Genomic DNA, 14,018 nt, shown 5'->3' with positions numbered 1-14,018 from the left:
CATCATCTTGACATGAACCTGCGGCCCGAGGGGCGGGTCGCAGCCTCATGGAGGTGTGGGATGCACCGCAGACTCGCCACCGGACTCGCCGCCTCGGCCATGGCAGTGACCACCGTCTTCGCCACCGCCGCGACCGCCGAAGCCGCTCCCGCCGACAAATCGCAGGTCCTCGCGAGCTGGACCCAGACCAGCGCGTCGAGCTACAACACCTGGACCGCCGCGCGGGCGAACCAGTCCGCCTGGGCCGCCTACGGCTTCGACTGGACGACCGACTACTGCTCCTCCTCGCCGGACAACCCGTTCGGCTTCCCCTTCAGCACCTCCTGTGCGCGGCACGACTTCGGATACCGCAACTACAAGGCCGCGGGCACCTTCAGCGCCAACAAGTCCCGTCTCGACAACGCCTTCTACGAGGATCTGAAGCGGGTCTGCGCCGGGTACGGCGGTGCCACCAAGACCGCGTGCAACAGCACGGCATGGACGTACTACCAGGCCGTGAAGGCCTTCGGCTGACGCGCCGTCACACGACCCGTCACACGGAGTCCGGGTGAGGACCGGGCCGGCGCCGCCGAGCGGAGCGGCCGCAGGCCCGGCACCTCGGCGGCGGCCGCCACCGCGAGCGCGGCGGCCGCGCCGGCGACGCCCAGGACGGCGCCCGCGGCCAGGGCCGGCCCGGGTGCACCGCTCGTGTCGCCGTCTGCGGCGGTCGGTTCGCTCATGGGTCCTGCTCCGCGGGGCGAGGGGGTGCGCGGCACGCCCGACAGGGCGGTGGGTACGTCGGCGCACCAGCCTGGCCGGTCCTCGGGCGCGGGGCGCGTCGGTGGGTCCGTCCGGGGGACGGCCGGCGGGGCGACCGGCCGACCGGTGAGGGTCGGCCGGTGGCGGGGAGGCTGGGCAGATGGGTGCGGTCGGGCGGATTCCGAAACCTCGGTCGGCTCGGCATGGCTCACCCCGCTCGCCCGGAGCGGTTGCGAGACGGGTCAGTTCGCGGCCTTGAAGCTCCGCAGGCGCAGGCTGTTGCCCACGACGAAGACCGAGGAGAACGCCATCGCCGCGCCGGCGATCATCGGGTTGAGGAGACCGGCCGCGGCGAGCGGCAGGGCGGCGATGTTGTAGGCGAACGCCCAGAACAGGTTGGACCTGATGGTGCCGAGGGTCCTGCGGGCGAGCCGGATGGCGTCGGCGGCGGCCCGCAGGTCGCCCCGGACGAGGGTGAGGTCACCGGCCTCGATGGCGGCGTCGGTGCCGGTGCCCATGGCCAGTCCCAGGTCGGCCTGGGCGAGGGCGGCGGCGTCGTTGACCCCGTCGCCGACCATGGCCACCGAACGGCCATCGCCCTGCAGCCGCTTGACGACGTCGACCTTGTCCTGCGGCATGACCTCGGCGATCACGTGGTCCGCGTCGATGCCGACCTCGCGGGCGACGGAGTGCGCCACGGCACGGTTGTCGCCGGTCAGCAGCACCGGCGTCAGACCGAGGGCACGCAGCCCGGCGATCGCCTCGGAACTGGTCTCCTTCACCGCGTCGGCGACCTCCAGCACCGCCCGTACCTCGCCGTCCCAGGCGACCGCGATCGCGGTCCGGCCGGCGCTCTCCGCCTCGGCCTTGGCCCGTGCGAGCTCCGCCGGAAGCTCCATGGCCCACTCCGCGAGCAACTGTTCGCGCCCCACGAGAACGGCGTGGCCGTCGACCACGCCCTGCACACCGAGCCCCGGGACGTTGGCGAAGTCCTCGGGGGCGGGCAGCGCGCCCACCCGCTCCCGTGCCGCGTGGGCGACGGCCCGGGCGACCGGGTGCTCGGAGGCGTGCTCCAACGCTCCGGCCAGGCGCAGCACGTCGTCCTCCCGCGCGTCGTCCGCGGTGTGCACGGCGAGCAGGGTCATGCGGCCGGTGGTGACGGTGCCGGTCTTGTCGAGGACGACGGTGTCGACCCGGCGGGTGGACTCCAGCACCTCGGGACCCTTGATGAGGATGCCGAGCTGGGCACCGCGTCCGGTGCCGACCATCAGCGCGGTCGGGGTGGCCAGACCGAGGGCGCAGGGGCAGGCGATGATCAGGACCGCCACGGCGGCGGTGAAGGCGGCCGTCGGTCCGGAGCCGTTGCCGATCCAGAAACCGAGGGTGGCCAGCGCGAGGGCGATGACGACGGGCACGAAGACACCGGAGACGCGGTCGGCGAGCCGCTGGGCGGCGGCCTTGCCGTTCTGCGCGTCCTCCACCAGCTTCGCCATCCGCGCCAGCTGGGTGTCGGCGCCGACCCGCGTCGCCTCGACCACCAGCCGACCGCCCGCGTTCACGGTCGCACCGGTGACCGCGTCACCGACGCCGGCCTCGACCGGCACCGACTCACCGGTGAGCAGGGACGCGTCGATGGCCGAGGTGCCCTCGGCGACCGTTCCGTCCGTCGCGATCTTCTCGCCGGGACGGACCAGGAAGCGGTCCCCGACCTTCAGCCCGGCGACCGGGATCTGCTCCTCGCGGCCGTCGCGCAGGACCGTGACGTCCTTGGCGCCCAGCTCCAGCAGCGCCCTCAGCGCGGCCCCCGCCTTGCGCTTGGAGCGGGCCTCGAAGTACCGGCCGGCCAGGATGAAGGCGGTGACCCCGGCGGCGGCCTCCAGGTAGATGTTCCCGGCGCCGTCGGTGCGGGCGATGGTCAGCTCGAAGGGGTGGGTCATGCCCGGGGTGCCGGCGGTGCCGAGGAACAGGGCCCACAGCGACCACAGGAACGCCGCCGACGTGCCGATGGAGATCAGCGTGTCCATGGTCGCCGCGCCGTGCCGGGCGTTGGTGACGGCGGCCTGGTGGAAGGGCCAGGCGGCGTAGGTCACCACGGGCGCCGCCAGGGTCAGCGACAGCCACTGCCAGTACTCGAACTGCAACGCCGGCACCATCGCCATCGCGATGACCGGGACGGCCAGCACCACGGCGGTGATCAGCCGCTCCCGCAGCGGCCGCAGCTCGTCGGCGGTCTCGGCGGGCTCCGTGCCGGACTCGGACGCGGTGCGCGGCGGCTCCGGTTCACGGGCCGTGTAACCGGTCGCCTCGACCGTGGCGATCAGCTCGGGGACGGACACGTCGGCGCCGTAGCTGACCCTGGCCTTCTCGGTCGCGTAGTTGACGGTGGCGGTGACCCCGTCCATCCGGTTGAGCTTCTTCTCGATCCGGGCCGCGCACGAGGCGCAGGTCATGCCGCCGATGGCGAGTTCCACCTCGGCCGGTGCGCTGGTCGTACTGGTCGTCATGGCAGCTCCTGGTGCGGGGGCGTCGGCCGCGACCCGGTGCGCGGGTCCCGGCGGTGCGGTGGGGGAGGGCGGGCCGCTCAGGCGCGGCCGGTCAGTTCGTAACCGGCGTCGTCGACGACCTCGGCGAGCGCGACGTCGTCCGGCTCGGCCGTGCCGGTCACGGTGACGCGGCCGGCGGCGCGCCGGACCTCGACGCCGGTGACGCCGTCCAGCTCGCCGATCACCCGGGTGAGCGTCGCCTCGCAGTGTCCGCAGCTCATGCCGGCGACGGCGTAGGTGACGCTGACGGCCGGGGTGGCCGGGGTGCCCGGGGTGGTGACGGACGAGGTCATGGCTTCCTCCATGAGGGGGTACGGGTACGCCCCGGGGGTATCCCGGCGGCTCCACCATGTATACCCCCAGGGGGTAAGGCAGGCAAGTCTCCCGGACCGCTTGACTCCCTACCCCCCAGGGGTATGGTGAAGTGCATGAAGGGGCCTCGGAGGAGCGCCAGGCCCGGTATGAGAGGGGACCGACCGCCATGCACACCGGACTCAGGATCACCGCGTTCGCCGCCGCACTGGCCGCCACCTTCGGCACCGCCTACGGCGTAGGCAGGGGAGTGGACCCGGTCGTCGCCGACAAGGCGCCCGCACCCCACGAGACACACGGCCGGCCCTCGACGGAACAGCAGGAACGGAAGGAGGGCGGCGATCACGAGGATCGGGAGAGCGCCCCGCCCGGCGGGCTCCAGATCTCGGAGAACGGCTACACCCTCGACCTCGCCACCGCCCGGGTCACCGCCGGTCAGCGCACCGAACTGCGCTTCACCGTCCGGGACGGCAGCGGCAAGGCCGTCACCGCGTACCAGCGCGAGCACGACAAGGAGCTGCACCTCGTCCTCGCCTCACGCGACCTGGTCACCTACCGCCACCTGCACCCCACCCGAGCCGCCGACGGCACCTGGAGCACCCCCGTCGACCTGCCCCGCGCGGGCGGCTACCGGGTCTTCGCCGACTTCACCCCCGCGCGGAAGGGCGCCGGGAACCTCACCCTCGGCGCCGACCTCGCCGCCTCCGGCCCGTACGACCCCGCGCCCCTGCCGGCCCCGAACGGCACGGTCCGGACCGGCGACTACCAGGTCAGGCTCGACGGCGCCCTGCGCCCCGGCAGGGCGAGCGAACTGAAGCTGAGGGTCTCCCGCCGCGGCGAGCCCGTCACCGACCTGCAGCCCTACCTCGGCGCCTACGGCCACCTGGTCGCCCTGCGCTCCGGCGACCTCGCCTACCTCCACGTCCACCCGAACGGGGAACCCGGCGACGGCGCCACGAAGTCCGGCCCGGAGGTCTCCTTCACGGCCACCGCGCCCAGCCCCGGCACCTACCGCCTCTTCCTGGACTTCCGGCACCAGGGCACGGTCCACACCGCGGCCTTCACCGTGCGGGCCGGCACGGCGCCGGGCACCCGGCCCTCCGCCCCGGCCGCCGAGACGGAGCACTCCGAGGGGCACGGGCACTGACACCCGCCTCCGGACCGTCACGATCGCGGGCCCGAGCGGGCCCGCCCCGCACCCCTAGGCCAGTACGACCCGGACCCCCGCCTCCTCGAAGCCCCGCACCAGGCCCGGGTCGGCCGCGCCGTCCGTGACCAGGGTGTCCACCGACTCGGCCGCGCAGATCCGGGCGAAGGCCCGCCGGCCCAGCTTGCTGGAGTCGGCGGCCACCACCACGCGCTCGGCGCGCTCGCACAGCAGCCGGTTGATCGCGGCCTCCGCCTCGTCGTGGGCGGCGGCACCGTGCGCCACGTCGAAGGCGACCACGCCCAGGACCGCCACGTCGACCGTGATCTGCCCCAACACCCCGTCCGCGAGCGGCCCGATCAACTCGTACGACTGCGCCCGGGCCACCCCGCCGGTCACCACGATCTTGAACTGGGGGCGGACGGCCAGCTCGTTGGCGATGTTGAGCGCGTTGGTGACCACCGTCAACGCGGGCGTACCGGAGGCCAGATCGGTGCGCACGGCCAGAGCGCGCGCCACCTCGGTGGTGGTCGTGCCCCCGGTGAGCCCCACGGCCTCGCCGGGTGCCACCAAGGCGGCGACCGCCTGCGCGACGCGCTGCTTCTCCGAGACCCGCCGGGCGGTCTTGTAGCGCAACGGCAGTTCGTACGACACCCCGTGCACCACCGCGCCCCCGCGCGTGCGCACCAGCATCTGCTGCTCGGCCAGCCGGTCGAAGTCGCGGCGGATGGTCGCGGCCGAGACCTCCAGCTCGGTCGCCGCCTCCTCGACGTCCAGCCGGCCGCGCTCGACGAGCAGCTCCAGCAGCGCCTTCCAGCGGGCGTCGCGCGACATCCGCGCCTCCGTTCCTCGATCTCCCGCGACCCTAGCGCACCGCACTCTTTCCTCGAATTGCTTGATTGTGCTTGAAAGGCCGCTATATCTTGCAGGAACAATCAGCCTGCTGAGCGTGGGGCCAGGGACCGGGGAGTGTGCGGCATGACGTATGTCGAGGACGAGCTCAACAGCCAGCCCGAGTGCTGGGCACGCGCCGCCGAACAGGCGGCCCGGCACACGGCGGCGCTCCCCGCGGCGGGGGAGCGGGTGGCCGTCGTCGGCTGCGGCACCTCGTACTTCATGGCGCAGTCGGTCGCGGCACTGCGCGAGGAGGCGGGACTGGGCGAGACGGACGCCTTCGCCGCCTCCGAGTTCCCGCGGGGGCGCGCGTACGACCGCGTCGTGGCCCTGACCCGCTCCGGCACCACCACCGAGGTGCTGGAGCTGCTCGCCGCGCTCCGGGGCCGCACCCGCACCGTCGCGCTCACCGCCGACCCGGACACGCCCGTCATGACCACCGCCGACGACGTGGTGGTGCTCGACTTCGCGGACGAACGCTCGGTCGTGCAGACCCGGTTCGCGACCACCGCCCTCACCCTGCTCCGCGCCCATCTGGGGCTGCACACCGACGCGGTCGTCGGCGACGCCCGCACCGCCCTCGCGGCCGAGCTGCCCGAAGGGCTCGTCGAGTGCACCCAGTTCACCTTCCTCGGCCGCGGCTGGACCGTCGGACTGGCCAACGAGGCCGGTCTGAAGATGCGTGAGGCCTCCCTGTCCTGGACCGAGGCATACCCGGCGATGGAGTACCGACACGGTCCCATCAGCATCAGTACCGCCGGCACGGCGACCTGGATGCTCGGCGAGGCACCCGAGGGCCTGGCCGGTCAGGTCCGGGACACCGGCGCGCTGTGGGTGCCCGGAGATCTCGACCCGCTCGCCGAACTGGTCCGCGCGCAGCGGCTCGCCGTGGCCGTCGCCGCCGCCCGGGGCCTCGACCCGGACCGGCCGCGGCACCTCACCCGCTCGGTGATCCTCGCCCCCTGACACCCGCCCCGACACCCGCGTTCCCCCGCCCGGGAAGGGAGAGACCGTGCCCCTCGCCACCACCGGTGACCTGGTCGGCCGCGCCGCCGCCGCGCGCTCCGCCGTCACCGCCTTCAACGTCATCACCCTGGAGCACGTCGAGGCCGTCGTGGCCGGCGCCGAGTCCGTGCACAGCCCCGTCGTCCTCCAGGTCAGCGAGAACGCCGTGAAGTACCGCTACGGCCGTCTGCTGCCGCTGGCCCGCGCGGCCGTCGCCGCCGCCGAGGCCGCCGCCGTTCCCGTCGCGCTGCACCTCGATCACGTCCAGAGCGACAGCCTGCTGCGGCAGGCCCCGGACGCCGGGTTCAGCTCCGTGATGTACGACGCCTCCGGGCTGCCGTACGCGGAGAACCTCGCGGCGACCCGGGCCGCCGCCGACTGGGCGCACGCCCAGGGGCTGTGGATCGAGGCCGAGTTGGGAGAGGTCGGCGGCAAGACCGGGCCGGGGAGGGCCGCCGCGCCGCCGCTCGACGCCCACGCGCCCGGGGCCCGCACCCGGCCCGCCGAAGCGCGGGCCTTCGTCGCCGACTCCGGTGTGGACGCCCTGGCCGTCGCGGTCGGCAGCTCGCACGCGATGACGACCCGCACCGCCGCCCTCGACCACGACCTGCTCAAGGAGCTCTCCGCCGCGCTGGAGGTGCCGCTCGTCCTGCACGGCTCCTCCGGGGTCCCGGACGACGAGCTCACGGCGGCGGTCGCGGGCGGCATCGCCAAGGTCAACGTCGGCACCGCCCTCAACCTCGCCATGACCGGCGCGATCAGGGAGTACCTGGCCGCCCGCCCCGACGCGGCCGACTCGCGGGGCTACCTCACCGCGGGCCGGGAGGCCATGGTGCGGACGGTCGCCTCGATCATCCGGGTGGTCGCCCCGACCGCTTCCTGACGGTTGCCTTCGGACGACCGCTTACTGACGGCTGCATTCGGACGACCGCTTACTGACGGCTACTTCCTGACGGCCTTCAGCACCACGAACTTCCGGTCGCTCGCCACCAGGCGGCTGCCGCCGAACAGCCGCCGCAGGGTGACGTGGTAACCCAGGTGCCGGTTGCCGACCACCCACAGCTCACCGCCGGGGCGCAGCACCCGCCGCGCGTCGGCGAACATCCGCCGGGCGGTGGCGTCCGTCGTCGCCTGGTGGGAGTGGAAGGGCGGGTTGTTGAGCACCAGGTCGACACTGCCGTCCGGCACCCCCTCCAGACCGTCACCGACCCGGAACTCGGCCTTCCCCGCGGCCCCGCTCGCCCGGTACGTCGCCTGCGCCGAGGCCACGGCCTGGAAGGACTCGTCGGTGAACAGCACCTCGGCCCCGGGGTCGGCCAGCGCCACCGCGGTTCCCACCACACCGTTGCCGCAGCCCAGGTCCACCACCCGCCGCGCGCCCGCCTTCGGCAGGTGCCCGAGGAAGAAGCGGGTGCCGATGTCGAGGCGGTCGGCGCAGAAGACACCGGCGTGGTTGACGACCTCCAGGCCGGAGAAGGGACCGACGTCGTCGGGGAGCCGGTAGGCGAGCGGCCAGGGGTTGGCGGGCCGCTTCAGCGACAGGTCGGGCGTGCAGAAGACGAGTCGGGCCTTCTTCTCTGCCAGCGAGGTCCGGGTCGGTCCGACGATCCGCTCGAAGAGCCTGAGCGTCGAGGTGTGGATCTCCTTGACCATCCCGGTGCCGACGACGACCGTGCCCTCGTGCAGGGCGGGCGCCAGCCGCAGCAGCTGGTCCTCCAGCAGCGCCAGACTCTTCGGCACCCGCACCAACAGCACGTCGACGCGGTCCGGCGGCGGGTCCTGCGTGGTCAGCAGGCGCACCGAACCCGGCTCGACGCCGGCCCGCTCCAGGTTGGCGCGGGTCGCCTCCCGCGTGAGATGCGAGTCGGTGACCTGCACCGGCCGGTGCGCCGCCAGCGCCGTCACCAGCGCGCCCCAGCGGTCGCCGAGCACCACGACGGTGCCGGACAGCGGGACCTCCCGCTCCGCGAGGTGCCGGAGCAGGTACTCGTCGGAGGCGTCCCAGGCGCGGAGCCGCTCACGAGGGTCCTCGGGGAAACGGGCGAGCACGAGCTCGCCCCACGGTGTCGTCATACGGTCGCTGCGGTCGTTCATCGTGCGACCAGGCTAGCCGAGCCGCAGCTCAGGCCGGGTCGGGCGGAGCGGGGCCGGGCCGGGCAGGATGGGAGAATGGACGCCGAGCTGTTCCCCAGGGCCCCTGCCGAGATCGCGCCCGGCGCCGTCCACCTGCCGGACTGGCTGGACGTGGGGCGGCAGCGCGAGTTGCTGCGGGCCTGCCGCGCCTGGGCCCGCCCTCCGGCCGGACTCCGCACGGTCCGCACCCCCGGCGGCGGCACCATGAGCGCCCGGCAGGTGTGCCTCGGCTGGCACTGGCACCCGTACGGCTACGCACGCACCGTCGTCGACGGCGACGGCGCGCCCGTGAAGCCCTTCCCCGGCCGGCTGGGCGAGCTGGGCCGCCGGGCGGTGACCGACGCGCTGGGCGCCGACGCGGTGGCGGAGGCGCCCTACGACATCGCGCTGATCAACTTCTACGACGCCGACGCCCGCATGGGCATGCACCGCGACGCCGACGAGAGATCCGACGCGCCGGTGGTCTCCCTGAGCCTCGGCGACACCTGCGTCTTCCGCTTCGGCAACCCCGACACCCGCACCCGCCCCCACACCGACGTCGAGCTGCGCAGCGGCGACCTGTTCGTCTTCGGCGGGCCCTCCCGGCAGGCGTACCACGGGGTGCCGCGGGTGCACGCGGGCACCGCGCCGCCCGCGTTGGGACTCACCGGGCGTCTGAACATCACGCTGCGGGTCAGTGGCTTCCAAAGCCTAGACTCGCCCCCATGACCGGCAAGGCGGACCCCCGGGCGGGGGAAGGGACCACCTCCAGGACGCGGTTGGACCGGGGGCGCGGCGCGCTCGGACCCGCGCTGGAGCTCGTGCACACCGGACGCGCCCCCACCCGGGCCGTCCTCACCGCGGAACTCGGCGTCACCCGCGCCACGGCCGGCGCGGTCGCCGCCGAACTGGAGGCGCTGGGCCTGATCCGGGTCGACGCACGGCCCGGCGCGGCGGCCGGTTCGCAGGGCCGCCCCTCGCACCGGCTCGCGGTCGCCGAGGACGGGCCGGTCGCCCTCGCCGCGCAGGTCCACTCCGACGGGTTCCGCGCGGCCCTGGTCGGTCTCGGGGGCCGCATCGTCGCCACCGCGCCCGGCTGCGAGGTCGTCGACGCCGACCCGGCGAAGGTGCTCGGTTCCGTCGTCGAGGCGGGTGCGGAACTCCTCCGCGAGACCGGGCGGCGCTGCGTCGGTGCGGGACTCGCCGTACCGTCCGCCGTCGCCGAGCCGGAGGGCCTGGCCCTGAACCCGCTGCACCTGGCCTGGCCGGCTGGCGCGCCCGTGCGGCGGATCTTCGCCGAGCAGGTGCGCGCCGCCGGTATCGAGGGACCGGCGTTCGCCGCGAACGACGTCAACCTCGCGGCGCTGGCCGAGCACCGGCACGGTGCCGGGCGCGGCGCGCGCGACCTGCTGTGCGTGGCCACCGGCCACCGGGGCGTCGGCGGCGCGCTCGTCCTCGACGGCCGCCTGCACAGCGGCAGTTCCGGTCTCGCCCTGGAGGTCGGCCACCTCACCGTCAACCCCGAGGGCCGCCCCTGCCACTGCGGCAGCCGGGGCTGCCTGGACGTGGAGACCGACCCGCTGGCCTTCCTGACGACGGCCGGCCGCGAGCCGGGACCCGAGGTGTCCCTCCTCCAGCAGTCCCACGAGCTGATCCGCGACCACTACACCGACCCGGCCGTCCGCACCGCCACCGAGACCCTCATCGACCGTCTGGGGCTCGGTCTCGCCGGGCTGGTGAACATCCTGAACCCGGACCGCATCGTCCTCGGCGGACTCCACCGGTCACTGCTCGACGCCGACCCCCAGCGCCTGCGCGCCGTCGTCGCCGACCGCAGCCTGTGGGGGCAGAGCGGCGGGGTCCCCATCCTGCCCTGCGGCCTTGACCACAACAGCCTGGTCGGCGCGGCCGAACTGGCCTGGCAGCCGGTCCTCGACGACCCGCTGGGCGCGTCGGCCTAGCGGATCGCGCCCGGCACGGGGAGCGGGCGGGCCCGCCCGCTCAGGGCGCCGGCCGGTTGCCGCCGCTGGGGGCGCGGCTGAGGTCGACGACGCAGAAGATGTTGTCGTCCGGATCGGCGAGGACGACGAAGTCGGGGTCCGGCGGGTACAGGTCCCACTCGACGGCGCGCGCACCCAGGCCGATCAGCCGCCGCACCTGTGCCCGCTGTTCCTCCTCCGTGTCCGTGAAGAGGTCGAGGTGGAGGCGGGGTCGCGGCTCGGCCGGCGAGGCACTGCGCATCAGACCGAGAGCCCGCCCGGAGCCGTCGGCGTGAGCGAGCGTCCGCCACGTCTCGCTCGTCCACTCCTCCGCCACGATCAGGTCCAGGGCCGCGGTCCAGAACTCCACGGCGCGATGCAGGTCCGTGACGCCGATGACAGGGATACCGAGTCTCAACATGGCTGCGAGCCTACGGCGTTGCTCCGCGCGGCCCGGCCGGGGACCCGGTCGTGCGCGCCCGCCCCGTCCGGGGAGGGCCCGGGAGTACTCCGCGCGAGCCACCCGTACTGCCGCCGGCCGCCGTGCCGGCCCGCCGGCACCCTGACCACAAGCCCGCACCAGGCACCCGTCACGAGACGCACGGGCGCACGGTACGAGGCACCAGGCGACCGGCACGAGGCGACCGGCACCGAACCGCTCGCGGTCGGCGCGTCACCCGCCCAGCAGCCCACCCGGCAGCCCACCGCACGGCCCGCGGCAGCGAGGGGTCACCGCCCGGTCAGCCTGCAACGGCCGACCGGGCGGGAGCGGGTTGGGGCCCGCGCAGGTCGACCGCGTGCTCGACCTCCGCCGCGAAGGCGGCGGCCGGCACCTCCTCGACCAGGCGCCGCGGCGGACGGGCGGAGACGGGTGGCGCGGTGACCGGCGCGCAGGAGGCCGTCGGGAGCGTGAACCAGACCACCTTGCCGGACTCACCGTCCGGCCGGGCACCCCAGCTCTCGCTCAGCGAGGCCACCATGGACAGCCCGCGCCCGCACGTCGCCAGCGGCTCGGCGTCGTCCACCACGGGCAGGCGCGGATCGTGGTCCCGCACAGAGACGGTGAGCCGGTCCAGGAGCAGCTCTATCTCCACGGTGCACGTCTTGTCGGGTTGGGCGTGCAGATGGACGTTGGTCAACAACTCCGTCACGCCGAGCGCGGCCCGGTCGATCAGGGAGTCCATATGCCAGTAGCGCAATTGCGCAGATACGATTCTGCGGACCTGGCCGATCCGCGACGGCAGGGCTTGGAGCTCCACCGTGCAGTGTCTGCTTGGGTGACTGATCACGGCTGCGACTCCCCGACATAGAGGTCCGGAAGAACACGGAGTTCGGATCCAGCAGGGCGCACGCGGCACGCCGCCGCCTGCTGTCGTGGCCGGCGGGCTGGTTCGCAGCGTTATCGCCGGTAAACCCAGAGTGACGTGAGACCAGCGTGACGCAAGGGGTGAGGCACCGCAACTTACGGACATCTCAACCGCGATGCCCGCCCGCCCTGCGCACCGCTTCGATGAAACGGTGAGCCGCGGGCGGACCCGGCTCACCCGGCGCGGGGTCCCGCTCACCGAGGGTCAGCAGGTAACGCGTGCCGTCGAGGTCGGCGAAGGCCCGGTCCTCCGGGGCGAACCAGGGCCGGGAGGCGCGCACGGCCCGCACCGGAGCGCTGTCGATCTCACTGCCGTAGCTGGTGAGCAACTCCACCCTGCCCCCGCTGATCCGGACCGTCCCGGCCCGGGTGAGTGAGCGCAGCCGCTTGCCGATCCGCACCCCCGTGGCCCTGAACTCCGGCTCCGCCATGCCGTCGCCCCCTTGCCCCTCGATCGGCCGGACCGTGTACCGCGCTGGGCCCCCGGTACGGCCGGCTCGTGTCGTGCTCCCGTGTGCGTCCGCGGCGGGTACCCGGTCCCGCCCGCTGGCAGTCTGCCCGCACCACGCGCCGAGCACCAGTACGCACCCTCCCTTTCCGAGGGCGACCGGAGCATTCGCGCGAATGCGCCCCCACCGGGCCGGACGCCTTGCCCCAGGCCTGCCTTTGGTGCCGTCAAAGGTGTGTTTATGCAGGTGAGAAGCGTGCTGTAGGTGCCTATGATCGAGGCGTCGGCCGCGCGACGCGCCGTCGGCGCGCAGCGTAAGGAGCCCCCTCGTGAGCACCCCCCAGCACACCCGTACCGGCGCCACCCTCGACGTCGACCACAGCGATACCGCCTACCGAGCCTGGCTGAAAGAAGCCGTGCGCAAGGTCCAGGCCGACGCCAACCGCTCGGCCGACACCCACCTGCTCCTCTTCCCGCTGCCCGAGCGGTGGGGCATCGACCTGTACCTGAAGGACGAGTCCACCCACCCCACCGGCAGCCTCAAGCACCGGCTCGCCCGTTCGCTCTTCCTCTACGGCCTGTGCAACGGCTGGATCCGGCCCGACCGCCCGGTGATCGAGGCGTCCAGCGGTTCGACGGCCGTCTCCGAGGCGTACTTCGCGAACCTGATCGGCGTGCCCTTCATCGCCGTGATGCCGCGCACGACCAGCGCCGAGAAGATCCGCCTGATCGAGTTCCACGGCGGGCGGTGCCACTTCGTGGACGACTCCCGGCGGATGTACGAGGAGTCCGCCCGCCTCGCGGCGGAGACCGGCGGCCACTACATGGACCAGTTCACCTACGCGGAACGTGCCACGGACTGGCGCGGCAACAACAACATCGCCGAGTCGATCTTCCGGCAGCTGCGGCTCGAACGGTTCCCCGAACCCGCGTGGATCGTCGCCACGGCCGGTACCGGCGGCACCTCGGCGACCCTCGCGCGCTACGTGCACTACATGCAGTACGACACCCGCATCTGCGTCGCCGATCCCGAGAACTCGTGCTTCTTCGAGGGCTGGACCACCGGCGATCCGGACGTCACCTGCGACTGCGGCTCCCGCATCGAGGGCATCGGCCGGCCCCGGATGGAGCCGAGCTTCGTGCCCGGCGCCGTCGACCGCATGATGAAGGTGCCGGACGCGGCGAGCGTGGCCGCCGTCCGGGCCCTGGAGCGGGCCATCGGCCGCAAGGCGGGCGGTTCCACGGGCACCGGACTGTGGAGCGCGCTGAAGATCGTCGCCGAGATGGTGGCCGAGGGCCGCCGGGGCAGCGTGGTGACCCTGCTGTGCGACCCGGGTGACCGGTACCTCGACAAGTACTACTCGGACGCCTGGCTCGCCGGCCAGGGCCTCGACATCGGGCCGTACACGGCGGCGATCGAGTCCCTGCTGCGCACGGGGGAGTGGCCGGTCTGATTCCGGCGCCGCGGCCCAGG

The 14,018-nt window shown here is 73.8% G+C and carries 15 protein-coding genes; 7 read left to right on the top strand and 8 right to left on the bottom strand.

The features are described 5' to 3' along the window. Positions 1 to 60 precede the first annotated feature (60 nt). Positions 61 to 513: a phospholipase gene (locus ACGF5T_RS25310; protein WP_356606746.1), complete on the top strand. Its 453-nt coding sequence runs from the start codon at positions 61 to 63 to the stop codon at positions 511 to 513. Here ACGF5T_RS25310 and ACGF5T_RS25305 read toward each other — a convergent pair. The 3 genes from ACGF5T_RS25305 to ACGF5T_RS25295 form a co-directional block, all read right to left on the bottom strand. After that, positions 486 to 719, bottom strand: coding sequence for a hypothetical protein (locus tag ACGF5T_RS25305; protein WP_361010448.1), 234 nt, complete (start codon positions 717 to 719; stop codon positions 486 to 488). The two genes, ACGF5T_RS25310 and ACGF5T_RS25305, sit on opposite strands and share 28 nt — an antisense overlap. Positions 720 to 980: 261 nt before the next feature. Next, entirely contained in the window at positions 981 to 3,242 is a 2,262-nt protein-coding gene (locus tag ACGF5T_RS25300) for a heavy metal translocating P-type ATPase (protein ID WP_366767545.1), read from the bottom strand. Between the two features lie 77 nt (positions 3,243 to 3,319). Further along, positions 3,320 to 3,574: a heavy metal-associated domain-containing protein gene (locus ACGF5T_RS25295; protein WP_361010454.1), complete on the bottom strand. Its 255-nt coding sequence runs from the start codon at positions 3,572 to 3,574 to the stop codon at positions 3,320 to 3,322. Positions 3,575 to 3,762: 188 nt separating this feature from the next. On the opposite strand from ACGF5T_RS25295, the gene ACGF5T_RS25290 reads away from it, so the two are divergent. After that, positions 3,763 to 4,740 (top strand): hypothetical protein, encoded by a 978-nt coding sequence (locus ACGF5T_RS25290; protein WP_366767544.1) that lies wholly within the window; start codon positions 3,763 to 3,765, stop codon positions 4,738 to 4,740. Between the two features lie 54 nt (positions 4,741 to 4,794). On the opposite strand, the gene ACGF5T_RS25285 is transcribed toward ACGF5T_RS25290, so the two are convergent. After that, positions 4,795 to 5,574 carry a DeoR/GlpR family DNA-binding transcription regulator gene (locus ACGF5T_RS25285; protein ID WP_356606754.1) on the bottom strand — a complete coding sequence of 260 codons (780 nt, stop codon included), beginning with the start codon at positions 5,572 to 5,574 and terminating at the stop codon, positions 4,795 to 4,797. A gap of 144 nt (positions 5,575 to 5,718) precedes the next feature. Here ACGF5T_RS25285 and ACGF5T_RS25280 point away from each other — a divergent pair, with 144 nt between their 5' ends. Both ACGF5T_RS25280 and ACGF5T_RS25275 read left to right on the top strand, forming a co-directional pair. Next, the gene (locus ACGF5T_RS25280; RefSeq protein ID WP_361010462.1) at positions 5,719 to 6,600 is read left to right on the top strand and encodes an SIS domain-containing protein; all 882 of its coding nucleotides are present in this window, start codon (positions 5,719 to 5,721) and stop codon (positions 6,598 to 6,600) included. Positions 6,601 to 6,646: 46 nt separating this feature from the next. After that, positions 6,647 to 7,522, top strand: coding sequence for a ketose-bisphosphate aldolase (locus ACGF5T_RS25275; protein WP_361010465.1), 876 nt, complete (start codon positions 6,647 to 6,649; stop codon positions 7,520 to 7,522). Positions 7,523 to 7,581: 59 nt separating this feature from the next. On the opposite strand, the gene ACGF5T_RS25270 is transcribed toward ACGF5T_RS25275, so the two are convergent. Next, positions 7,582 to 8,712, bottom strand: coding sequence for a methyltransferase (locus ACGF5T_RS25270; RefSeq protein WP_356606941.1), 1,131 nt, complete (start codon positions 8,710 to 8,712; stop codon positions 7,582 to 7,584). Positions 8,713 to 8,808: 96 nt separating this feature from the next. On the opposite strand from ACGF5T_RS25270, the gene ACGF5T_RS25265 reads away from it, so the two are divergent. Then, complete coding sequence (locus ACGF5T_RS25265) at positions 8,809 to 9,480, top strand: alpha-ketoglutarate-dependent dioxygenase AlkB (protein WP_356606760.1); 672 nt, start codon at positions 8,809 to 8,811, stop codon at positions 9,478 to 9,480. Then, positions 9,477 to 10,712 carry an ROK family protein gene (locus ACGF5T_RS25260; protein WP_356606762.1) on the top strand — a complete coding sequence of 412 codons (1,236 nt, stop codon included), beginning with the start codon at positions 9,477 to 9,479 and terminating at the stop codon, positions 10,710 to 10,712. The genes ACGF5T_RS25265 and ACGF5T_RS25260 overlap by 4 nt, the downstream gene beginning before the upstream one ends. 40 nt (positions 10,713 to 10,752) lie before the next feature. On the opposite strand, the gene ACGF5T_RS25255 is transcribed toward ACGF5T_RS25260, so the two are convergent. From ACGF5T_RS25255 to ACGF5T_RS25245, 3 genes are all read right to left on the bottom strand, one after another. Further along, positions 10,753 to 11,151, bottom strand: a complete 399-nt coding sequence (locus ACGF5T_RS25255; protein WP_366767543.1) for a VOC family protein — start codon at positions 11,149 to 11,151, stop codon at positions 10,753 to 10,755. A gap of 319 nt (positions 11,152 to 11,470) precedes the next feature. Next, positions 11,471 to 12,019 (bottom strand): ATP-binding protein, encoded by a 549-nt coding sequence (locus ACGF5T_RS25250; RefSeq protein WP_366767542.1) that lies wholly within the window; start codon positions 12,017 to 12,019, stop codon positions 11,471 to 11,473. Between the two features lie 184 nt (positions 12,020 to 12,203). Continuing rightward, the gene (locus ACGF5T_RS25245; protein ID WP_361010474.1) at positions 12,204 to 12,527 is read right to left on the bottom strand and encodes a hypothetical protein; all 324 of its coding nucleotides are present in this window, start codon (positions 12,525 to 12,527) and stop codon (positions 12,204 to 12,206) included. A 346-nt stretch (positions 12,528 to 12,873) separates the two neighbouring features. On the opposite strand from ACGF5T_RS25245, the gene ACGF5T_RS25240 reads away from it, so the two are divergent. Continuing rightward, entirely contained in the window at positions 12,874 to 13,998 is a 1,125-nt protein-coding gene (locus ACGF5T_RS25240) for a PLP-dependent cysteine synthase family protein (protein WP_366767541.1), read from the top strand. Positions 13,999 to 14,018: the final 20 nt, after the last annotated feature.

It is taken from the genome of Streptomyces sp. NPDC047853 (assembly GCF_043204535.1).
Taxonomy (GTDB): domain Bacteria; phylum Actinomycetota; class Actinomycetes; order Streptomycetales; family Streptomycetaceae; genus Streptomyces.
The sequence above is the reverse complement of the archived record's forward strand: the minus strand, read 5'-3'. Positions and strand labels throughout refer to the sequence as shown.

What these genes read in the sequence shown, in the direction of transcription:
- ACGF5T_RS25310 (WP_356606746.1), top strand. Translation starts at nt 61, where the DNA reads ATGCACCGCAGACTCGCCACCGGACTCGCCGCCTCGGCCATGGCAGTG.
- ACGF5T_RS25305 (WP_361010448.1), bottom strand. Translation starts at nt 719, where the DNA reads ATGAGCGAACCGACCGCCGCAGACGGCGACACGAGCGGTGCACCCGGG.
- ACGF5T_RS25300 (WP_366767545.1), bottom strand. Translation starts at nt 3,242, where the DNA reads ATGACGACCAGTACGACCAGCGCACCGGCCGAGGTGGAACTCGCCATC.
- ACGF5T_RS25295 (WP_361010454.1), bottom strand. Translation starts at nt 3,574, where the DNA reads ATGACCTCGTCCGTCACCACCCCGGGCACCCCGGCCACCCCGGCCGTC.
- ACGF5T_RS25290 (WP_366767544.1), top strand. Translation starts at nt 3,763, where the DNA reads ATGCACACCGGACTCAGGATCACCGCGTTCGCCGCCGCACTGGCCGCC.
- ACGF5T_RS25285 (WP_356606754.1), bottom strand. Translation starts at nt 5,574, where the DNA reads ATGTCGCGCGACGCCCGCTGGAAGGCGCTGCTGGAGCTGCTCGTCGAG.
- ACGF5T_RS25280 (WP_361010462.1), top strand. Translation starts at nt 5,719, where the DNA reads ATGACGTATGTCGAGGACGAGCTCAACAGCCAGCCCGAGTGCTGGGCA.
- ACGF5T_RS25270 (WP_356606941.1), bottom strand. Translation starts at nt 8,712, where the DNA reads ATGACGACACCGTGGGGCGAGCTCGTGCTCGCCCGTTTCCCCGAGGAC.
- ACGF5T_RS25265 (WP_356606760.1), top strand. Translation starts at nt 8,809, where the DNA reads ATGGACGCCGAGCTGTTCCCCAGGGCCCCTGCCGAGATCGCGCCCGGC.
- ACGF5T_RS25260 (WP_356606762.1), top strand. Translation starts at nt 9,477, where the DNA reads ATGACCGGCAAGGCGGACCCCCGGGCGGGGGAAGGGACCACCTCCAGG.
- ACGF5T_RS25255 (WP_366767543.1), bottom strand. Translation starts at nt 11,151, where the DNA reads ATGTTGAGACTCGGTATCCCTGTCATCGGCGTCACGGACCTGCATCGC.
- ACGF5T_RS25245 (WP_361010474.1), bottom strand. Translation starts at nt 12,527, where the DNA reads ATGGCGGAGCCGGAGTTCAGGGCCACGGGGGTGCGGATCGGCAAGCGG.